Source organism: Marinactinospora endophytica, assembly GCF_054780875.1.
The window spans coordinates 419,578-439,544 of record NZ_BAAGVM010000002.1; the positions used below are offsets into that span (position 1 = coordinate 419,578).

Below are 19,967 nucleotides of genomic sequence, written 5' to 3' on the forward strand. Positions count from 1 at the left end.
GCCGGCCAGGACACGGGAACCACGCGGCATTTACTTACACCGTCCCGTCCACACCCGGCGTCCACGAAGCCCTGACGAGGAGTCCCGGGCGGGCCGTAGGCCTGATCGAAGACCGGCACCGCGAAGTGCGAGCCCGATTCCGCGGAAGCGGGCTGTCCATGCCCGAAGATCCGCGAGAACCGGACGGTGGCGGTGAGGGGGCCTGACGGTTTCCGACCCGCCACAAGAAACGAAGAACGGCCCCGGCAGGTGCTGGTAACACCTGGCACAGGGCCTGACTCCCAACCTGTCGAGACCAGGAAGAAGAGCTGTGCGCGACCTTATCAGCCGCGTCATCACCGCGATCGCGGTCATGCTGTTGGCCCTTGTGCATCCCCGCGTCACCACCGAGGCGGTCATGGCCGCAGTGGCCGGCGCCGGTACCACCGCCGGACGCTACGAGGAACCCGCTGCCCCCGTAATGCCTCCGCCCCGCAACGCCGAGCGTGTGCGCCCCTACTTCAGGGCACCTCACACGGCCTACGCCTTCGGCTCCCCACATTGGTGGGAAGCCCACGCGGCTTCCAAGCGGCCGCAGCCGTTCATCCATGACGGGCCGCCCTACCGGCCTTACGTGACCGCCTGACAGAACCTTTCCCGGTCGTCCTGAGCCACCGGGGCTCTGTACCCGCCTTGCCATGTGAGGACTTTCCCGGAGGGGACAGGGATGGCCGCTCGCGCCACGTGGGCGGCCGTCGCCGTTCCCTGCCGGGTCCGGTCGAGGCGGGTGTGGACCTCGCCGTTCCTCCGGGAGGTGGCCTGTGGCCGTCCAGAGGGTGGTTCGTGGTCCGGTGGGTGTTTTGCCGGTTTCTTAAGAAGTGGTCGTGAACGGCTTCGGAGCTCGGTAACGTTGCAGGTCAGTAAGAGTGCTCCCCGCGCACGCGGGGATGGTCCCTCGGGAACGGGCGACAGCCGGACCTCACGCCCGTGCTCCCCGCGCACGCGGGGATGGTCCCACACCTAGGTACCTACCTGCCTAGGTGCACAGGTGCTCCCCGCGCACGCGGGGATGGTCCCGGTCCAGCCGGCCAGACAGCGAAGTAAGCGGGGTGCTCCCCGCGCACGCGGGGATGGTCCCATCGCGCGGGCGTTGGGGGCGTGGCCGTGGGTGTGCTCCCCGCGCACGCGGGGATGGTCCGTCCCACCGGGGCGCTAAGGCCCGTCGGCGCGCGAACGTGCTCCCCGCGCACGCGGGGATGGTCCCCGCATGCTCCCGGTCGTGCTCACGACCAACGAGTGCTCCCCGCGCACGCGGGGATGATCCTGTCTCGGACGTTCTAACGGGCCAGGTGTCTAAGTGCTCCCTGCTCCCCGCACCGGCCTGGTTCAGAGGGTTTCCAGGATCTTCCACTCGGTGTCGGCGCTGATGGACTGGCTGGCGCGGGCGGTGTGGACGAACAGCAGGTGGATCTCGGCGGTGGAGTGGCAGGTGACCTTCACGCCGTAGGGCTGGTCGGAGGAGCCGAGGTCCGGGGTGGTGGAGTAGCGGTCGACCCGGGCGAGCTCCCGGTGCCCGCTGTTGGCGAGGGCCGCGGCGATCCACGCCTCGACGTCGGCGGTGCGTGTCCCGCCGCCCGCGAGCGTCACCGGCTCCATCGGGGCGGGCGGTTCGCCTTCGGCGATCGGCTCCTCGGGCTTCTGGTCGGCGCCGTCCGACGGGGAGCGCCGGATCGCCTGCACGTAGACCTGGCCGCTGCCGGGCAGCTCGACCACCTCGCCGAACGGCCGTTTGGCGTAGCCGGCCTCGGCGAACGTGCGGACGGATGCCTGGCCGTCCTCGGTGAGGACGCGGTGGAGCAGTTCCTGGAAACGGGGCAGACGCATGACGTTCCCTCGAAGTGCGTGTGCGTGTGCGTGGACGGTCGCGGCGCCGACACGGCTCGGCGTCACCCAGGGTAGCGTCCCGGGTGACCGTGCGGTCACCCAGAGGCAGGGCGGGAGGCCGGGGCGGTGGCGGTGCCCCGGCCGGCGTCTCTCAGCGGGTGCCGCCGGGGGCGAGGAGCCCGTCGTCGAGCGCGCCCCGGGCCAGGGGGATGTCGGCGAGGACCGCGTCGGGCAGGTCGAACGCGGCGGCCAGGGTCTCGGCCCAGGGCGCGAGCGCCGGGATCCGCGCCTCGACCGCCTCGGGCAGGGCGGAGACGTGCCGTCCCGCCAGGTACCCCTCGTTGAGCAGGTCCCCGCTGTGCTCGGCGACGCGCTGGAGCGCGAACAGCTGGTACAGCCCCATCAGTGGCGCCGCGCTCTCCCCGGCGTCCCCGCCCGCTTCGGCCTCCGCCGTCCTGGCCGCCTCCAGCAGGGCCTGCGCGGCGCGGCGTTCGGCGTGGGCGGCGATCGCGCGCAGCGCGCAGGGCGCGGCCGTGTTCCACCGGCCGAGGGGGTCGCCGGAGGGGGCGCGGCGCAGCCAGCGGCGCGCGCGGGAGAGCTGGACGTACTCGACGGCGGTGAGCAGCCGCAGCAGCAGGCCGGGGTCTGCCAGCTCCCCCCGTTCGGGGGCGGCGTCGGGCGCGTCGAGGGGGTGGTCGAGCAGCATCTCCGCGCCGGCCTTCGCCCAGACGGCGAGGTTGTCGCCCTCGGCGGTGACGGTGCCCTCGACGTCGATCAGGAACTCGGCGAGTCGGTTGGCGGGGAACAGTCCCCGCGCGCCGCACCTCCCCCGGCACTCGGTCAGGATCGCGCGGGCCTGCCAGGTGACCCACCCCTTGGTGACGGCGGCGAACCGGGCGGCCCGGTCCCGTTCCCCGTCGGGGGCGGTGACGAACGTCCGGACGGCCTCCCGGTGCAGCAGGGTCATCGCGTAGGCGGTGGCCAGGGCGCCGATCAGCGGCCCGTGGTGGCTGCGCAGCGCGAACACCGGGACGCGGCCGCGGCCCACCGGCGCGGCGATCTCGCGGTGGTGGCCGTGGGCGACCGCGACCGCCAGGGCGGTGCGCGTCGCCCCCAGCGCGGCGGCGCTCATGCACAGCTTCCCCGTGGTGACGCGGCCGATCGAGTGGAGGAAGCGCCGCCGCCGGCTGCCCGTCGCGCTGGTGAGCGTCCCGTCGGGGGCGAGGCGGCCGTGCGTCCCGTCCAGCAGCGCGCTCGCGGGCAGCCGGACCGTGTCGAAGGAGGTGAGGCAGTGGTCCACCGGGCTGCCCGCCCGGTGGTCCAGGGGGCGCACGCTGATCCCCGGCAGTGGGCCGGAGGGGCCGGTCAGCGGGACGAGGAACAGGAACACGCCGTGGTCGCGTCCGTCCGCGACCAACCGCGCCGCGACAACGGCGGTCTTGGGGCCGCCCTGCGGCCCGGTGTTGGGCATGAACTTGCCGGCCTGCGGGACGGGGGTGTGCAGGACGAACCCGCCGGTGGCCGGGTCGTGGGTGGCGGTGGTGCGTAGCGCCGCCGCGTCGTTGCCGTGGCCGAGCTCGGTGCACAGGAAGGTGCCGATCTCGTGGGTGGTCGCCGGGACGTCCCGGCCACCGCGGCCGTGGTCGAGGAGGCTGCCCAGGAACAGGTTGTAGTGGATGCCGGCGATCGTGGTCAGCCCGCTGTCGACGCAGGCCGTCCACTCGTGCAGGCTGGCCAGCCGTTCGGGGTCGGCGGCGAGCGCCTCGGCGGAGTCCAGGTCCGCGTCGAGCGCGTGCAGCCGCTCGTAGGACAGGGCGACGCGCTGGTCAGCGGTCAGGCCGGGGCGCGCCCGGAAGAGGTCGGTGCCCAGCAGCGCCCGCCAGGGCGCGTGCGACCGGTCGTACTCGGGCTCGGGGCCGTACAGGGCGCGGGTCAGCAGCGCGCGGGCGCGTTTGGCGCGCTCGCCCTCAGGGCCGGCGGGGGCGGCCTCGTCCACGTTCGTCACGTAGGGGATTCAAGCGATCACCGTCCGGGGCGCGTGCCGGAACGGCCGGATCGGCGCTGTGGCGTCGGACACCCGCCGGGCGCCGGCCCGAAGGCCAGGGGCCTCGGCGGTGGACGGCCCGGCCCGGGAGGCGGCCGTGGGCGAGAAGCCCCCGGAAACGGAGGGGACGGACAGGCCGGTTCGGCTGTCCGGAAACCCGGCGGGTTTCGACGCCCCTCAGGCGCGACCGGCGCCACGGCGGCCGCGTCTGAGGGGCGCGGCTAGGCCCGCCCGGTGAGGACACCGTTCAGGCCGAGCCAGCCCGCCATCGACTCCAGCTCGGCGCGCAGCTCCTCGGCGGCCTCGGGCGGGGCGTCCGGTTCGAAGACGGTGTTCAGCGCGCGCAGCACCCCCGCCTTGCGGTCGGCCTTCAGGTCGACCCGGGCGACGAGGCGGTCGCCGAGCAGGAACGGCAGCACGTAGTAGCCGTATTTGCGCTTGGCGGCCGGCACGTAGATCTCCAGGCCGTAGTCGAACCCGAACAGCCTGCGGGCGCGCTCGCGTTCCCAGACCAGGGAGTCGAACGGGCTGAGCAGCGCCCGCGCCGACACCGACCGGGGGACGCGCGCCCCGGCGTAGAGGTAGGCGGGCCGTTTCCAGCCCTCGATGGAGACGGGCACGACCTCGCCCGAGTCCACCAGGTCGGCGAGCGCCGCGCGGGCCTCGACGCCTTTCAGCCGGAAGTAGTCGCGCAGGCACGCCTCGGTGCCCACGCCGTGGGCGCGCGCCGCGATCCGCACGAGGTCGCGCCGGGCGTCCTCGGGGTCGGGGTCGGGGGCGTCGTACACCTCGGCGGGGAGGACCCGTTCGGGCAGGTCGTAGCGGCGTTCGAACTGGGCGGTGCGGGAGTCCGTGGTGACCCGCCCGCACCAGAACAGGAACTCCAAGGCGGTCTTCACCTCCGACCAGTCCCACCATGGCCCCGCGCCGCCCGGTCGCTCATGTTCGAGAGCGGCCTCGATCTCCCGGCAGGTGGCCGGGCCGCTCCGCTTCACCTCGGTGAAGACCTCCTCGACCAGGCCAGGCCGCTCCTCTTCGATGCGGCGCATGCGCCCCCACGCCTCGTCGCGGGCGCGCGCCATGCGCCAGCGCAGCAGCCGGTGGGTCTGCGGCGGGATGAGGCTGGCCTCGTGTCCCCAGTACTCCACGAGGTGGCGGGAGCTCCGGCTGGTGGCCCGGTCGAGCAGGGAACGGTCGTAGGGGCCCAGCCGGGCGAAGACGGGAAGGTACTGGCTGCGCGACAGGACGTTCACGCTGTCGATCTGGATGACGCCGACGCGGTCGATGACCCTGCGCAGGTGGCGCATCGTGGGCGCGCCGGTGGGGCGCCGGTCAGTGAATCCCTGCGCGGCCAGGGCGATCCTGCGGGCCTGCGCGCGCGACAGCGTGGTGTCGCGCCGGGGATGGGGGAGGGGCACAGATCCGTGCATGGCCGCCACGGTAGCGGCACCCACTGACAAAGGGGCGCGGTCGCGGTACCGGCCCTTGACCGGACGCGCGGCTCACCGCCCGCATCCCCCGTGCCCACCGGGAGAGGGGCGCGCCTACCGGTACCCCCACCGGGGCGAACCTGGCCCCCGAAGATCCGCGTGCCCGGCGGGAACCCGCAGGGCCGGCCGTGGTGCTTCCCCGCGATGGAGTCCCGCCCGCCGTGATCAGCGGGCGGGACGCCATCGCGCGACCGGGTCGGGGCTAGCGCAGGGCGCGCGCCCGGTGGTGGGACCAGGTCGAGGCGGCATCGGCCAGGGCGGACAGCCATGTGTCCTCGGGGTGCCGGTTGGCGAACCAGTCCATCATCCTGGAGCCGGCGCGGGCGAAGGCATCCAGTCCATCGGGGTCGGCACGCTGCCACGCGCTGCACCGGCCGATCCAGCTCTCGGCCGACTCGGCGCTGTGTCCGGCCGCGACGAGCTGGACGGCTACCGAGCCCAGGGTGATGAGCCCGGCACCGCGCGTGGGCCACTCCCAGTCCACGAGCCGGCTGCGGCCGTCGCCGTCGATGAGCACATTCCGGCCGTGCACGTCGGCATGGACCAGATCGTCACCCCGGAACAGCGCCCGTTCCTCCTCGGTCGCGAAGCGGTCCCACCGTGTCTCGTGCCAGTCGTGGGCGACGGGGGGCAGCGGGATGGCCGCCAGCCGGTCGAGTACATCGACCAGGAGGGGTAGATCCGGCGATCCGGGTGTGAAGTCGGCCGGTCGGGCATCGATGTGCTCGAATCCGACGACGAACCAATCCGGGTCCTCGACAGTGAACCGGATTTCAGGGGACACCGTGGTGACGAACGGTCCGACCGCGGCCTCTCGCCGGGCGGCGTCGAGGTGCCCGCCGGGGCGGTTGGGAGTCGCCTTGACGAACCATGTGCCACGCTCGGCGGTGACGGTGAAGGTCGTCGCGGTCCCATATCCGCCGGTGACAACACGGGTCCGGGTGATGTGCCCGGTGTGGGGGCGGATCAGGTTCTCGATCTGCCGCACGGGCTACCTCCGGGGTCCACACCAGCTCGGCGGGATACCAGGCCGGCAGCCGTCATCGTCCGGCCGACACGGTACCGGGGGTGTTGGGGGGTTGTCGTCCTTCTTTTCGGCACGGATGAGGGCGCGGGCGTCGCGCATAGTCGGGGCTGACAGGATGCTCTTCAGGGCGGTTTCCCGGACATTGCCGACCTCCATCCAGGTGGAGAAGACGCAGGGGGAGACTGTTCCGTCTGGGGCGATCGACGCGCGACCGTCCCCGCACCGGCCACACAGACCCGATACGTCCGGGGCTGCGCCCTCGGAGCCGCGACCGAACGGACGGACATGGTCGACACCGATGCGCTTGACTCCGAGCGCCTCCAGTTCGCGCTTGGTCGCCTCCAGATCATGGCCATCGGTGGTGATGATGCCGACCCGCAGTGGGATGCCCAGTTTCAGGGCCTTGATGATGTTGCGCCGGGTGTGCTGGTGACTCGGACGCTTGGTTAAAGCATCGTGCCGAGCTGGGTCGTGGGAGTAGTAGGAGGTCGCCAGCGAAGCTCGGTCACGTTGGAAGAACGACCACCAAGCGTTGGTGATGTGAACGAGGTTGCTATAGACCTCGACGGACAGGCCGCGGTCCAGGGCGTGGGCGGCGATGTCAAGGGCGTCGGGGTGCAGGGTGGGCTCGCCGCCGATGAACTGGACGTGGTGTACTCCGGTGGTAACGGCCTGGTCGAGGACGTCGATCCAGTCGTCGCGACTCATGATGCCGTGGTCTCCGGTGGGCCCTGAGTCGTTGTAGCAGTGAATACACTCGAGCTGGCATTTGCGCGTAAGGTCGATCCACAAGCTTTCGGGCGTGCTCCGAATTTCGGTTATGGTCACAGGTTTCTCCTTCGGCTTGGCGAGCGGAATGGTTCTGCGAGACGGGGACTCTCAGGAGTGGCTGTTGACCGATTCGAATGGAGGAAGCGCCATCACAGTCCGCGTGTAACGGTCCCTGCGCAGGCGTCCTGCAACGGCTTCATGTGGACAGTCGTCCGCTGATCTGGAAGGAGCCGGCCGGACGACCGCGCCCGGTCGGCGTGGGTGGAACGCGGGCCATGGGGAGCGGGCGTAGGCGGTTTGGAGTGCCGCGGCGACCTCCGCGCGGCTGTGCCCCTCGATGAGGCGATCGGGCCCGAGCCCCCACCAACGGCCTGTCCGTGTGCCGTACCAGATCACCGGGGCTCCTCGGGGAGAACCGAGAACGGGCGGGCCGGTAGTGACTCCGGGAAGCTCTCGACGGTGACGGTCATCGCCATCAGGGCTTTCGGTGTACTGAGGGTTCCAGCGGCCGGTTCCGCGATCGGAGGACCCGGTACGTCCACCGGTCCGCCGTACCGGTCGTCGCCGGGAACAGGACCTGACCCGGATGGGCGCGCGCAGCGGTCCACAGATTCGCCGTGGCCACGTCGTGCTCCGACGGTGTCCGGTCCTGCGCCGTGGTGGCCCGGGACCGGATGACCGTTGGCCGTATCAGCGCCAGGACGAGGCGCGTGCAGCAGGAGGAACGGAGCGGATGATGCGACAGGCTCACCGCGCGCATCAGGGATGGGCATGACATCAGCTCCTGGAAAGCCGCTTTCGTGCCCCCGGACGCCGTTCGCGTCGTGGAGGGGGCGTGCCCGTTCATGGTTACGCTCGGACGCCGTTGCCCCCATGCGCCCATGCATAATCGCGGTGTTCGAATGATGCGTGGTGTTCGAAACAGAGGGAATGGACTGCGCTGGCGCCCTCTTCCGGAAATCATGCTCGAATTCGACTGAGCGGAGAAAAAGATCGTGTGCGACGATTCGGCCATGACGCCATCCCTGACGAACAGTCTCGTATTGTGGGATATCGATCACACGCTGCTCTCCATCGGATCGGTGAGCCGGGAGATCTACACCTGCGCCTTCGAGAAGACCACCGGTTCGCCTCCCCAGGCCATCGCCCCCATGACCGGGCGCACCGAACGCGCGATCATTATCGACACCCTGGAGATGAACGGGTATCCCTCCGACGAAACCGTCGTCAGCGCCTTCTACCGGTCCTTGGGGGATGCGGCACATCGGCTCAAGGACCGCATGGCCGTTCACGGCCGTGCCCTGCCGGGCGGCCGGGAGGCGATCAAGCTCATCCGCGCGGCCGGGGGGACACAGAGCCTTGTCACGGGGAACATCCGCCCCATCGCGGTGGCCAAGCTCCAGGCGTTCGGGTTGACCGATGGGCTTGAGATCGACACCGGGGGATACGGGGACCTCAGCAATGATCGTTCTCGTTTGGTGGAATCCGCCATCGATCGCACTGGTAGGCGGCTCGGAATCTCTTTCACGCCGGCGGACACCGTGGTCATCGGCGATACCCCGCTTGACGTCGAGGGCGCTCATCGTGCCGGAGCCGCCGTGATCGCGGTCGCCACGGGGACCAGCAGCCTGGGGGAGCTCCTCGACGCCGGCGCTGACCGGGCCGTGACGGACCTGAGCGACGGTGTGCGTCTGGTGGAGCTGATCAGTGAGCTGACTCCGCGCTCGGCGCGGGAGAGGTAGCCAAAGGGCGTGAGCGGTACAGGAACCCCTGGGCGGCGTCATCGTGCCCCCAGGGCGCAAGCAGGGCCCGGAACTCCCTGATCCGGTCGTCGATACGGGGCGAGCTGAGGTGTTCCGCGAGGAGGAACGCTTCTCCGGCGACATCACACGCGGTCGCCACATCCCCCTGGGACAGGTGCGCCCGCGCGGCTCGGGTCAGATAGTGGGATCGGTCCCGGAAACGGTGTGGCGCGCGGGCACGCAGCAGCGCGAGAGCCTTCCCCAGGGATTCAAGGGCCTCGTCGAACAGGCCCATGTCCAGGTAGACGGCTCCGGCCTGCGACTCGATTTCGATCTCGTCGATGTAGGAGAGCCACACCGGCCATGCGCCTTCCCGGCAGGCGAGGTCGAAGGCCGTACGCATGCGTTCGACGCTCACGCGGGCCGCATCGGTGTCGCCGTTTTTCGCCTGAGCGCGGGCCAGCCGGGCATGCAGCATCGTGGCGGCGGCTGGTGAGGCGCCGGTTCCCGTCTCGACGGCCGTCTTCGCGAGTGCCAGGGCCCGGCGCGTCCGGCCCAGGTAGGTCTCGTGCAGGCTTAGGTAGGACAAGGCGCTGGAGACAAGATCCGTTTCCCCTGTCTCATGTCCTGCGTAGACGGCCTCGGTCAGGTGCGCGCGGGCGCCTCCCCGCTCCCCCGCGTCCATGGCGATCCAGCCGGTGAGCTGGCTGAGCGGCCCCAGGGCCTCCATCCCATGGCCATGGTGGTCCACGAGCTCACGCACGTGGGTGGTGTAGGCGCGCAGCGGGGAGTACAGATCTCCGCCGCCGGCCTGGTCGTCCAACGCCACGACGGCGGCGATCACACCGTCCATGGAGTGCCGCGCCCTCCGGTTGCGGAGGATCAGGCTTTCGGGCTTGGGAAGGTGATCCAGTAGTGCCCGCGGAGAACTTGCGGTCGCCGCCGGGGCCTGTTTCCGCGGCGGTCTGGCGTCTGGGAAGACGTCCGTGCCAGGGGCGCCAAGCCCCTGGAGGGCGGCAAGCGCCCTGCGCCGGTCGGTGAGCCCGTGCCCTGCCTCGGCGCGGGCGATGGTGCTCTGCGCGACCCCGCACATTCGCGCCAGTGCCTCCTGCGACAAGGAGTGCACCCGGCGCCGGAGGAGCCGTATCACCGTCTGGGCGTCGTGATCGCGGACGGCAGAGATCATCTCGGCGTCGCGCCATATCCACGCGGGAATGCATTCGCACACCATCCGGCAGCCGTTTCGGGGGCGCCCGCAATTACCGCACAAGCGGGCGTCTTCACCGCCGGAGCCGCGGCGGTATGGTTCCATGGCCTCTCCTCGGCGTGGCACGGCGGTGGCGTTACCGCGAAATAGGCGGTCCATCGGATGACGTGGTCCAGAAAACCGTAGCGCGGCTCCGAAAACAGAGACCCGTATTCACGGAATGGGGCGCCGTTTGTCGCCTCATGGGGAAAGACGCCCACCGTCGCCGATTGGGCTCCCGGCCGGTTCCGGCGGGGTCCGGCCGCGCCTCACCGGCGCAGGGGGAGCCGGACCCGTACCGTGGTCCCCTTCCCGAGTTCGGTGATGAGCGTCACCTCGCCGCCGTGGGCTGTCGCGATCGCCTCCACGATGGACAGCCCGAGCCCGCTCCCGCTGCCCGGCGTGCGGGTGCTGCGGTGGAAGCGGTCGAAGGCGCGTCGCGCGTCCTCCGCGCCCATCCCCGGTCCGGTGTCGGCGACCTCCAGGACGGCGGCGGGCCGGCCGTCGTCGACGGTCCCCTCGGCGCGCAACCGCACCTCCACCGGCGTGTCCGCGGGGGTGTGCTCGCGCACGTTGGCCAGGAGGTTGGCCAGGATCTGGCGGAACCGCGCCTCGTCGACCTCGGCCTCCACCACCTCGGGCACCTCCAGCGCGATGGGACGGTCGGGTTCCAGGGCGCGCGCGTCGGCCACCATCTCGGTGACCAGGGCCGCCAGGTCGCCGGTGGCCAGTTGCAGCGACCCGGTCCGGTCCAGCCGGGCCAGTTCCAGCAGCTCGGCCACCAGCCGGCTCATCCGCTCGGCCTCGTTCTCGATCCTGCGCATCGCGCCGGGCAGTTCGGAGTCGGGGATGGCGCCCTGGCGGTACAGCTCGGCGTAGCCGCGGATCGTCGTCAGCGGGGTGCGCAGCTCGTGCGAGGCGTCGGCGGCGAAGGCGCGAACCCGCTCCTCCGATTCGCGCTGGGCGCGGAACGCCTGCTGGATGCGGCCGAGCATCGTGTTGATGGCCATGCCCAGCCGGCCCACCTCGCTGTAGGGGTCGGCGTCGGGCATCCGGTCGGACAGGTCGGGGCCGGTGCTGATGGCGTTGGCGGTGGTCGCCATGCGGTCCAGCGGCGCCAGGCCGCGCACGATGAGCCAGCGGCCGGCGAACGCGAGCCCGCCCAGGAGCAGGCCCGCGGTGACCAGCTGGGTCCACACCAGCCGCCAGGGGTAGGCCTCGCGGTCGTCGGTGGGCACCCCGGCGATCATGATCGAGTCGTGGCGCAGTCGCACGGTCGCGCGGTGCGGGGGCACGGTGTCGTCGCTGGTGAGTTCGAAGATCTCGCCGGTGGCGGCGTGGCCGACCAGCCGGTCCAGGGGGATGGCGGCGATGCGGCGCAGCACGACGTCCTCGCGCAGCGTGTCGCCGTAGATCTGGTTGACCTCGCCGGTCGCCGGGTCGAGCAGCACCACGAAGTAGGGGGAGGGGCTCGGCGCGTCGACGCCCACCGGCGGCGTGCCGTTGTCCAGGCGCACCATGGCGCGTTCGGCGGTCAAGACGAGCTGGTCGTCGAGGCGTTCGGTGATGAAGGAGCGCAGCATCAGGAACCCGACCACGCAGGTGACCAGCAGCCCGGTCCCGGTCACGGCGAGCAGCCCCATCAGCAGCCGTGACCGCAACGGTCTGTCCTGGCGCATCTAGGCGCCGTCCGGGACGCGCAGCGCGTAGCCGACCCCGCGTTGGGTGTGGATCAGCGGGGGGCCGAGCGGGTCCAGTTTGCGGCGCAGGTAGCTGACGTAGGTCTCGACGATCTGGGACTGTCCGGCGTAGTCCCACCCCCACACGTTCTCCAGGAGCTGGGCGCGCGACAGCACCTGTCCGGCGTTGCCCATCAGGTAGGCGAGCAGCCGGAACTCGGTGGGCGACAGCTCGATCGGGGTGCCGCCGCGGCGTACCGTCCAGGAGCGTTCGTCCAGTTCGAGGTCTGCGACGCGCAGTACGCCGTCGTCCTCGGGCGAGCCGTTGTCGGGGGGATCGCGCCGGGTGCGGCGCAGCAGCGCCCGGATCCGCGCGATGAGGGCCTCCACCGAGAACGGTTTGGTCACGTAGTCGTCGCCGCCCAGGGACAGGCCCGTGACGGTGTCGGAGGGGGTGTCGCGGGCGGTGAGGTAGATCACGGGCACGTCGTCGCCGCGTTCGCGCAGCCGCCGGCAGACGTCGAAGCCGTTGACGTCGGGCAGCAGCACGTCCAGCACGATGAGGTCGGGCCGCCGGTCGCGGGCCAGGGTCAGGCCCTCGCCGCCGTTGCGGGCGGTGCTCACCTCGAAGCCGTGGAAGCGCAGGGCCGCCTCCACGAGGTCCCGGATGTTGGGCTCGTCGTCGACGACGAGGACGTGCGGTCGGGTCGCGGACTCGGGCATGGATCCACCTAGTGTTCCGGGGACTCGCGGGACCGGGCGCGGCCGGCCCGGTCCGGACCCATGATGCCGCAGGTGGACGAAGGGGGCGGAGTCCCCGGGGGTGTCGGACGCGGGCGGGCCATCCAAGGTGCGCGCCACGCCCGGGCCCGCCCGCGTCCGTATCGGAGCCGGTTCCCGGAGGGTCGTGAGCGGCGGTCGCGCCCGGAGGAGATCGGACGGAGATCCGGGCGGAACGCGCCCGGTCCGGGGGGACCGGGTGCCGGCGAACGCCGGCACCAAACATGAAACCGGTTTCACCTGGGACTGGGTAAAGGGACGGCTGGGAAAACGCTGAGACCGCGGGGGTCCAGTGGGGAAGGTGACGGAACGGGACAGAGGTGTTACAGGATGAATTCTTTGAAAATCGTGTGAACCGTAGTCCGCTTGTGGTCATCTAACCAACAGCGACTACGAGAGCCGGATGCGTGCCAGGAGTCGTGCAGGAGCCTTTGGCGTGGAGGACGGCCGCGCCAAGGGCTTTCGGCTTCCCCGGACACGTCGTGGCCGCCGTCGAAAGAACGCTAGCCTGACGTTGTGCGAGTGGCGACGTGGAATGTGAACAGCGTTCGGGCGCGTGCCGAGCGGATCTCGGCCTGGCTGGAACGGAGCGACGTCGACGTTGTCGCCGTCCAGGAGACGAAGTGCCGCGACGACCAGTTCCCGGCCGAGGTGTTCACCGGGCTCGGTTACGAGGTCGCCCACCACGGACTGTCCCAGTGGAACGGTGTCGCCATCGCCTCGCGGGTGGGCCTGGAGGACGTCCAGATCGGCTTTCCCGAGCAGCCCGGCTGGGGCGAGCCTGCCGCGGCCGAGGCGCGGGCCATCGGCGCCACCTGCGGCGGCGTCCGGATCTGGAGCCTTTACGTCCCCAACGGGCGCGACGTCGAGGACCAGCACTACCTCTACAAGCTCCAGTGGCTGGACCGGCTGCGCGCGGCCGGCGCCTCCTGGCTGGCCGAGGACCCCGGGGCGCAGATCGCCCTGTGCGGCGACTGGAACGTCGCCCCCCAGGACGACGACGTGTGGGACATGGCCGAGTTCGAGGGCAAGACCCACGTGACCAAGCCCGAACGCGACGCCTTCCAGGCCGTGGTCGACACCGGCTTCGCCGACGTCGTCCGCCCCTACGCGCCCGGTCCCGGCACCTACACCTTCTGGGACTACAAGGGCCTGTCCTTCCCCAAGCGCAAGGGCATGCGGATCGACTTCGTGCTCGCCTCGCCCGCCCTGGCCGCGCGCGTCGGCGACGCCCGGATCGACCGCGAGGAGCGCAAGGGCAAGGGCGCCTCCGACCACGCGCCGGTCATCGTCGACTTCGGCTGAGCGTCCCGAGCGGACCGCCGCCGCGGTGAGCGGGGACGCCGTGGCTTCTCGGTAACGTACAAGGCGTGAACTCAGCATCGGCGCCGCGCATCGCGGTATTCGGCAGCATCAACATGGACCTCGTCGCCTACGTCGACGCCGCCCCACGCAGCGGCGAGACCGTCGCCGGGCGGGAGTTCCGTCAGGTGCCCGGGGGCAAGGGCGCCAACCAGGCGCTGGCCGCCGCCCGGGCCGGCGGGGACGTCGTTTTCCTGGGGGCCGTCGGGGACGACGCTTTCGGCACCCAGCTGCGTACGAACCTGGTCGACTCCGGTGTCGAGGTCTCGGGGCTGCGCCTGGTGCCCGGAACGTCCGGGGTCGCGCACATCGTCGTGGACGGCACCGGCGCGAACTCGATCATCTTCGTCTCCGGCGCCAACAAGACGGTGACCGACGTCACCGAGGAGGACGTGGCGCTGCTGGAGGGCAGCGCCGCGCTGCTGCTCCAGCTCGAACTGCCCATGGAGGGCGTCGTCGCCGCGGCGCGCGCGGGACGCGCGGCCGGCGTCCCCACGGTCTTGACCCCCGCCCCCGCCCGGGAGCTCCCCGGTGAACTGCTGGACCTGGTGGACCTTATCGTGCCCAACCAGCACGAGGCCGCCGCGATCACCGGCGAGTCCGAACCCGAGGCGGCGCTGGAGGCGCTGCTGCGGCGGGTGCCCGAGGCGATCATCACGCTCGGCGAGGAGGGGTCCCTGTACGGGCGCCGGGGCGAGGAGCCGATCCGGGTTGCGGCCCGCGCGGTCACCGCCGTGGACACCACCGCCGCCGGCGACACCTTCTGCGGCGCGTTCGTCGTGGCGCGCGCCGAGGGGTACGCGCCCGCCGACGCGCTGCGGTTCGCCTCGACCGCCTCGTCGCTGGCGGTCCAGCGGCACGGCGCCAGCACGTCGATGCCCACCCGCGCCGAGATCGACGCGGCGCTGGAGGCCGACCGCGCCTGACCCGGCACACGGTGCCGCGCCCGGGGCGCCTTCGGCGCGCGCGGCCACGCCCACGTCGTGGTCCGCCCGTGCCCAAGGCGCCCCTGTCCGTTGCCGGGCACGTCGCCGCGCCGCGCGCGGGCAGCACGGGGGACCTCCCGGCGTGGAAGGGGAGCGTGGTGGCGGTGATGTGGCGCTGTGGCGCGGGGGTTCGACGGTGCGCTGCGGCGGTGCCGGCGCGGGCCGGTCCACGGCCCCGAGGACGCCGGTGCGGCGGGGCCGACGACCTCCGTCGGCCGGTGGGATGGGCCGTCTGGGCGCGATGACGGCCGCCTTCCCGTCGCGCGTCGCCGTGCGACGCCTGGGGGCGGCGCGGGGTATCCCGCGCGGACCGGTGGGGAGGGCCCGTCTGAGAGGACGCCCGGTCCGCAGGTGCCGGGACCGGGGACGTCTAGACGTGCCCGATCTGGCGGAGGAAGTCGATCGGGTCGTGGTTTTGGATGCGGACCTCCAGCACGACGTCGACGGTGTCGCCGACGAGCCGGCCGCCCCATGGGAGGTGGTCGCCCTGGCCGATGCCGAAGTCGGACAGGCGGATCTCGGTGTTGGCGGCGAAGAAGTGCCCGTAGCCCTTCTCCTGGTCGACGTAGTCGGGGGCCTCGCCCACCCACTGGCAGTCGAAGGTCGTCTCGCGCGTGGTGCCGTGGATCGTGAGGTCGCCGTGCATGAGGAAGGAGTTGCGGGCCCGGCCGCGGCGCTCCAGCCGGGTGCTGGTGAAGCGCAGTTCGGGGTGGTTCTCGACGTCGAGGAAGTCGGCGGAGCGCAGGTGGTTGTCCCGCGCCTGCACGCCGGTGTTGAGGCTGGCGGCCTCGACGACGACGTCCACCTCGGAGTCCAGCGGGTTCTCGGCGACGGTGACGGTCCCCTCGGCGCTGCCGAAGGTGCCCTGGACCCGGCCGAACTTCAGGTAGCGGGCGACGAAGATCAGGCTGGAGTGCAGCGGGTCGAGGTGCCAGACGCCCGGGGTGGGCCCGACGGACTCCTCGGTCTGTGGCATGGGTTTCACGAGTGTTTTCTCCTTCTTTGAATATCTTTCGGAATTCACAACACTAATGTCCCGCCCGGCGACGCGTCCCGTCCGGAGCGAGCGGGGGCGCTGGGGAAGGGCCCCGGGGAAGGCGCGCGCGGCGGGGGCGGATCCGCGTGCCGGCCGTATCCGTGAAGGCGGGAGGACGCCGGGGCGTCCGGTGTCACCTGGGCCTTCTGTGAATCGACTCACAGGTGAACGCCGGGAAGCGCGCTGGTTGCCGGACTTCTCCCTGCTTTAGCGGCTAAGTGGGACGGGAAAGGCGAAATGGGCGCCTACCGTTCTAGAGGCGCCGATCCGGTGGACCGGCGACCCCGGCCGCGGGCCGGACCGAAGGACCCCCGAGGAGGAGAGAGGAAGGGCATGGCCGGCGAGACCCGACCGGAACGCCAGTCCCGCAGCGCTCGGAGGCGTCGGGAACGGCGACGCAGACGGCGCAGGATCGCCGTGTGCGCCGTGGCCGGCGGAGCCCTGCTCACCGGGGCCGCGCTGTTCGTTGTGGACCCCACGAGCGCGGGCGCGCCCGCGCCGACCGGCGCCACCAGCCCCCAGACGCCGACTCGGGAAACGACGTCCCCCACGACGCGGCCCACCGCCCGGCCCGGCACCCCCGGCGCGGAGGCGTCGGCGAGCGTCGGGGCCTCGCGCGAACCGGCCGGCGCCCGGCCGGAGTCCTCCTCCCCGGCCCCCTCGGCCGCCGACAGCGGCCCCTCGGAGCCGCGCGCGGCCGACACCCCGACCCGGGAGCGCCCCGGCGACCAGGGCGGATCCGACCGCCCCGGCGACGACCGTCCCGGCGGCCAGGACCCCCGCCCCTCGGCGACGCCCGAACCGAGCACAGAGCCCGAACGGCCCGGCCCCTCACGGCCACCGCAGTCCCCCTCGCCCGAGCCGCGGCCCACCCCCGCGCCGGCCCCGACGTCCCCGCAGGGGCCGGGCGCGGGAGCGTGAGAACCGGGGCTACATCTGCTCCGGGGCGCTGACACCCAGCAGCGACAGGCCGAGCACCAGCGTGCGCAGGGTTGCCGCGGTCAGCGCGAGCCGCGAGGCGCGCACGTCGGCGTCCTCGGCCTTGAGCACCGGGCAGTGCTCGTAGAACGAGGTGAACGTCTGCGCCAGGTCGAACAGGTAGGCGCACAGCCGGTGCGGCTCCAGGGAGTCGCCGACCTGTTCCACGACCGGGCCGAAGCCCAGCAGCGTCAACGCGAGGGCGCGCTCGGCCGGCTCGGCGATGCGGATCGGGCCGGTGGCCTCCTCCGGCGTCAGCCCGCCCTTGCGGAAGATCGAGCGGATGCGCGCGGTCGCGTACTGGAGGTAGGGGCCGGTGTTGCCGTTGAGCGCGAGCATGCGGTCGAAGTCGAACACGTACTCGTTGTCGTGCGACACCGACAGGTCGGCGTACTTCACCGCGCCCACGCCCACCTCGCGGGCGATCTCGGCGCGGGTGGCCTCGTCCAGGTCGGGCCGGTTCTCGGCGACGACCCGGCCGGCGCGTTCGATCGCCTCGTCCAGCAGCGCCATCAGGCGGATCGGGGCGCCGCTGCGGGTGCGCAGGATCTTGCCGTCGGAGCCGAGCACGTTGCCGATCTGCACGTGGATCGGGGTCGTCCCGCCGTCCAGCCACCCCGCCTTGCGCGCGGTGCCGTAGACCATCTCCAGGTGCAGGTGCTGGGGCGCGCCGATCACGTAGAGGATGCGGTCGGCCTTGAGGACCTCGGCCCGGTACTTGATGGTGGCGAGGTCGGTGGTGCCGTAGCCGTAGCCGCCGTCGCTCTTGCGGATGATGAGCGGGACCGGCTTGCCCTCGCGCCCGGTGAAGCCGTCGAGGAACACGCACAGCGCGCCCTCGCTGACCTCGGCGATGCCCTTGTCCTCCAGCTCGCGGCAGATGCCTTCGAGCGCGTCGTTGTAGGAGCTCTCGCCGGCCAGGTCGGCGTCGGTGAGGGTGACGTCGAGCTTGCGGTAGATCTTGTTGAAGTAGGACTTGGACAGCTCGATCAGCTCGCCCCACAGCCGCAGCGTCTCGGCGTCGCCGCCCTGGAGGGCGACCACGCGCCGGCGGGCGCGGGTGGCGAACTCCTCATCGCCGTCGAACTTCGCCCGGGCGCCCTGGTAGAAGGCGTTGGGGTCGCTCTTGAGCAGGTCGGCCTGCTCCGAGTGCTCGCCGACGTCCAGCAGGTGCTCGATGAGCATGCCGAACGGGGTGCCCCAGTCGCCGATGTGGTTCTGCCGGATGACGTTGTGCCCGAGGAACTCCAGCGTCCGCGCCAGCGCGTCGCCCACCACGGTCGTGCGCAGGTGGCCGACGTGCATCTCCTTGGCCACGTTGGGCGCGGAGTAGTCGATCGGGATGTTCTGCGCCTCCTGCACGGCCACGCCGGCGCGCGGGTCGGCGAGGATCTGCTGGGCCTGCGCGGCGATCCACTCGTCGCGCAGCGTCAGGTTGATGAAGCCGGGGCCGCTGATCTCGACCTCTCGGACGACGTCATCGACGTCCAGGCGCTCGACGATCTCGGCGGCGACGTCGCGCGGCTTGCGGCCGAGCCTCTTGGCCAGCGCGAGCGCGGCGTTGGCCTGGAAATCGGCGAACTGGGACGGGCGGATGACGGGGTCGGTCTCGGCGTACTCGGGGCCGAAGGCGGCGCCGAGCGCGGACTGGACCCGGTGCGAGAGGACTTCTTGCGGGTCGGCCATGTCGAAAGCCTACCGACCTCGCCGACCAGCGCCGTCTGCCTGCGCGAACGCGGGAGGGGGCTCACTCCTCGGGCTGGCCGCGCCGGTGCAGCCAGGCCGGGGCGCGTCCGGCCGGACCCAGGCGGCGGCGCACCTGGTCGACGATCCGGCCGGCGACGAGGTCGTGGGCGAGCCGGCAGGCCTGCGCGACGCCGCGCGCGTGGCTGTCGCCGTGGGCGATGACGACGGTCCCGTTGAGCCCGAGCAGCACCGCGCCGCCGTAGCTCTCGCTGTCCATGCGGTCGCGGAGCCCGCGCAGCGCCCTGCGCTGGAGCAGCGCCCCGGCCCGGGCCAGCGTGCCGGAGGTGAGCGCGCCGCGGATCTCGTCGAAGGCGAACCGCACCGCCCCCTCCACGGACTTCAGCGCGACGTTGCCGGTGAACCCGTCGGCGACGACCACGTCGACCCGGCCGGCGAGCAGGTCGTGTCCCTCGATGTTGCCGCGGTAGTCCAGGCCGCCGGGGCCGGCCGCGGCGGCGAGCAGCTCGGCGGCCTTGCGGGTGAGCCGGTTGCCCTTGCCCGGCTCGGTGCCGATGGTGAGCAGGCCGACCCGCGGCTCGGCGATGCCGTGCGCGGTCTGCGCGTAGGCGACGCCGAGGTGGGCGAACTGGACCAGCATCTCGGGCTTGGCGTCGGCGTTGGCGCCGGCGTCGACCAGGATCGTGGGGGTGGGCAGGGTGGGCAGGACGACCGCCAGGGCCGGCCGCAGCACCCCGGGCTGGGTGCGCAGCCGCACCGTCGAGGTGGCGACGACGCCGCCGGTGGAGCCGGCCGACACCAGCGCGTCGGCGTCGCCCTGGCGGATCAGCTTGCAGGCGACCGCGACGCTGGAGCGCGGGCGCCGCCAGCTCGCCAGCGCGCCCTCGTGCATCGCGAGGGTGTCCTCGGCGTGCACGATCGGGATCTCGCGGGCGGCGTCCTGTTCGGACAGCAGCGCGAGCAGTTCGGGGGTGCGCCCGACCAGGATCACCCGTAGCCCGTGTTCGCGGGAGGCTTCGACGGCTCCGGCGACGATCTCGCGCGGGGCGTGGTCGCCTCCCATGGCGTCCACCGCGATGACGGGTGGGGCAGCGGGCTCGTCACCGGAGGGCCTTCCGGCGGGAGATTGGCTGGTCATGGGGGTGGGCTCCTGTCGTGCGGTGGAGGGACGCACCTGCGTGCCCCTGCCGGGCGCCAGGTTATGCCCGAAGCGGAGTGGTCCGGTCCGGGCGGGGCGGTCGGGTGGATCGGGATCGAGA

At 72.0% G+C, this 19,967-nt stretch carries 16 protein-coding genes and 1 CRISPR repeat array; of the genes, 5 read left to right on the forward strand and 11 right to left on the reverse strand.

Going from position 1 to position 19,967, the window contains the following annotated elements; all coding sequences use genetic code 11:
• Nucleotides 1-310 precede the first annotated feature (310 nt).
• On the forward strand, nt 311-625 hold the full coding sequence (locus ACYVHU_RS05825; RefSeq protein ID WP_498947726.1) for a hypothetical protein: 315 nt from the start codon (nt 311-313) through the stop codon (nt 623-625).
• Nucleotides 626-905: 280 nt separating this feature from the next.
• Nucleotides 906-1,304: a CRISPR direct-repeat array (repeat unit 29 nt; unit sequence GTGCTCCCCGCGCACGCGGGGATGGTCCC).
• Between the two features lie 61 nt (nt 1,305-1,365).
• On the opposite strand, the gene ACYVHU_RS05830 is transcribed toward ACYVHU_RS05825, so the two are convergent.
• From ACYVHU_RS05830 to ACYVHU_RS05850, 5 genes are all read right to left on the reverse strand, one after another.
• A complete protein-coding gene (locus ACYVHU_RS05830) occupies nt 1,366-1,863 on the reverse strand; it encodes a hypothetical protein (RefSeq protein ID WP_498947728.1) in 498 nt (165 codons plus the stop codon).
• 151 nt (nt 1,864-2,014) lie between these two features.
• Nucleotides 2,015-3,868, reverse strand: coding sequence for an acyl-CoA dehydrogenase family protein (locus ACYVHU_RS05835; RefSeq protein ID WP_498947730.1), 1,854 nt, complete (start codon nt 3,866-3,868; stop codon nt 2,015-2,017).
• Nucleotides 3,869-4,128: 260 nt separating this feature from the next.
• Complete coding sequence (locus tag ACYVHU_RS05840; protein ID WP_498947731.1) at nt 4,129-5,337, reverse strand: winged helix-turn-helix domain-containing protein; 1,209 nt, start codon at nt 5,335-5,337, stop codon at nt 4,129-4,131.
• A 262-nt stretch (nt 5,338-5,599) separates the two neighbouring features.
• Nucleotides 5,600-6,385 carry a phosphotransferase family protein gene (locus tag ACYVHU_RS05845; protein ID WP_078764158.1) on the reverse strand — a complete coding sequence of 262 codons (786 nt, stop codon included), beginning with the start codon at nt 6,383-6,385 and terminating at the stop codon, nt 5,600-5,602.
• Nucleotides 6,386-6,388: 3 nt separating this feature from the next.
• Nucleotides 6,389-7,252, reverse strand: a complete 864-nt coding sequence (locus ACYVHU_RS05850) for a radical SAM/SPASM domain-containing protein (RefSeq protein WP_078764159.1) — start codon at nt 7,250-7,252, stop codon at nt 6,389-6,391.
• 956 nt (nt 7,253-8,208) lie between these two features.
• Between ACYVHU_RS05850 and ACYVHU_RS05855 the strand changes: the two genes are divergently transcribed.
• Entirely contained in the window at nt 8,209-8,937 is a 729-nt protein-coding gene (locus ACYVHU_RS05855) for an HAD family hydrolase (protein WP_078764160.1), read from the forward strand.
• Here the strand turns inward: ACYVHU_RS05855 and ACYVHU_RS05860 are convergent.
• The 3 genes from ACYVHU_RS05860 to ACYVHU_RS05870 form a co-directional block, all read right to left on the reverse strand.
• Nucleotides 8,900-10,249 carry a helix-turn-helix transcriptional regulator gene (locus ACYVHU_RS05860; protein WP_235001210.1) on the reverse strand — a complete coding sequence of 450 codons (1,350 nt, stop codon included), beginning with the start codon at nt 10,247-10,249 and terminating at the stop codon, nt 8,900-8,902. The two genes, ACYVHU_RS05855 and ACYVHU_RS05860, sit on opposite strands and share 38 nt — an antisense overlap.
• A gap of 203 nt (nt 10,250-10,452) precedes the next feature.
• Nucleotides 10,453-11,862, reverse strand: a complete 1,410-nt coding sequence (locus ACYVHU_RS05865) for a sensor histidine kinase (RefSeq protein ID WP_432938256.1) — start codon at nt 11,860-11,862, stop codon at nt 10,453-10,455.
• Nucleotides 11,863-12,585 carry a response regulator transcription factor gene (locus ACYVHU_RS05870; protein ID WP_078764163.1) on the reverse strand — a complete coding sequence of 241 codons (723 nt, stop codon included), beginning with the start codon at nt 12,583-12,585 and terminating at the stop codon, nt 11,863-11,865.
• Between the two features lie 579 nt (nt 12,586-13,164).
• Between ACYVHU_RS05870 and ACYVHU_RS05875 the strand changes: the two genes are divergently transcribed.
• The gene (locus tag ACYVHU_RS05875; RefSeq protein WP_268805683.1) at nt 13,165-13,947 is read left to right on the forward strand and encodes an exodeoxyribonuclease III; all 783 of its coding nucleotides are present in this window, start codon (nt 13,165-13,167) and stop codon (nt 13,945-13,947) included.
• 65 nt (nt 13,948-14,012) lie between these two features.
• Nucleotides 14,013-14,930, forward strand: coding sequence for a ribokinase (locus tag ACYVHU_RS05880; protein WP_144390317.1), 918 nt, complete (start codon nt 14,013-14,015; stop codon nt 14,928-14,930).
• 430 nt (nt 14,931-15,360) lie between these two features.
• On the opposite strand, the gene ACYVHU_RS05885 is transcribed toward ACYVHU_RS05880, so the two are convergent.
• Nucleotides 15,361-15,966 carry a YceI family protein gene (locus tag ACYVHU_RS05885; RefSeq protein ID WP_078764165.1) on the reverse strand — a complete coding sequence of 202 codons (606 nt, stop codon included), beginning with the start codon at nt 15,964-15,966 and terminating at the stop codon, nt 15,361-15,363.
• A 393-nt stretch (nt 15,967-16,359) separates the two neighbouring features.
• On the opposite strand from ACYVHU_RS05885, the gene ACYVHU_RS05890 reads away from it, so the two are divergent.
• The gene (locus tag ACYVHU_RS05890) at nt 16,360-16,947 is read left to right on the forward strand and encodes a hypothetical protein (protein ID WP_498947735.1); all 588 of its coding nucleotides are present in this window, start codon (nt 16,360-16,362) and stop codon (nt 16,945-16,947) included.
• Between the two features lie 9 nt (nt 16,948-16,956).
• Here ACYVHU_RS05890 and argS read toward each other — a convergent pair whose 3' ends face one another.
• Together argS and plsX are read right to left on the reverse strand one after the other, a co-directional pair.
• A complete protein-coding gene (gene argS / locus ACYVHU_RS05895; RefSeq protein ID WP_498947742.1) occupies nt 16,957-18,690 on the reverse strand; it encodes an arginine--tRNA ligase in 1,734 nt (577 codons plus the stop codon).
• 61 nt (nt 18,691-18,751) lie between these two features.
• Complete coding sequence (plsX, locus tag ACYVHU_RS05900) at nt 18,752-19,846, reverse strand: phosphate acyltransferase PlsX (RefSeq protein WP_078764168.1); 1,095 nt, start codon at nt 19,844-19,846, stop codon at nt 18,752-18,754.
• Nucleotides 19,847-19,967: the final 121 nt, after the last annotated feature.

Excerpts from the sequence above, each read along its gene's own strand:
- ACYVHU_RS05830 (WP_498947728.1), bottom strand. The coding sequence starts at position 1,863 with ATGCGTCTGCCCCGTTTCCAGGAACTGCTCCACCGCGTCCTCACCGAG.
- ACYVHU_RS05840 (WP_498947731.1), bottom strand. The coding sequence starts at position 5,337 with ATGCACGGATCTGTGCCCCTCCCCCATCCCCGGCGCGACACCACGCTG.
- ACYVHU_RS05855 (WP_078764160.1), top strand. The coding sequence starts at position 8,209 with ATGACGCCATCCCTGACGAACAGTCTCGTATTGTGGGATATCGATCAC.
- ACYVHU_RS05860 (WP_235001210.1), bottom strand. The coding sequence starts at position 10,249 with ATGGAACCATACCGCCGCGGCTCCGGCGGTGAAGACGCCCGCTTGTGC.
- ACYVHU_RS05865 (WP_432938256.1), bottom strand. The coding sequence starts at position 11,862 with ATGCGCCAGGACAGACCGTTGCGGTCACGGCTGCTGATGGGGCTGCTC.
- ACYVHU_RS05870 (WP_078764163.1), bottom strand. The coding sequence starts at position 12,585 with ATGCCCGAGTCCGCGACCCGACCGCACGTCCTCGTCGTCGACGACGAG.
- ACYVHU_RS05885 (WP_078764165.1), bottom strand. The coding sequence starts at position 15,966 with ATGCCACAGACCGAGGAGTCCGTCGGGCCCACCCCGGGCGTCTGGCAC.
- ACYVHU_RS05890 (WP_498947735.1), top strand. The coding sequence starts at position 16,360 with ATGGCCGGCGAGACCCGACCGGAACGCCAGTCCCGCAGCGCTCGGAGG.
- argS (WP_498947742.1), bottom strand. The coding sequence starts at position 18,690 with ATGGCCGACCCGCAAGAAGTCCTCTCGCACCGGGTCCAGTCCGCGCTC.
- plsX (WP_078764168.1), bottom strand. The coding sequence starts at position 19,846 with ATGACCAGCCAATCTCCCGCCGGAAGGCCCTCCGGTGACGAGCCCGCT.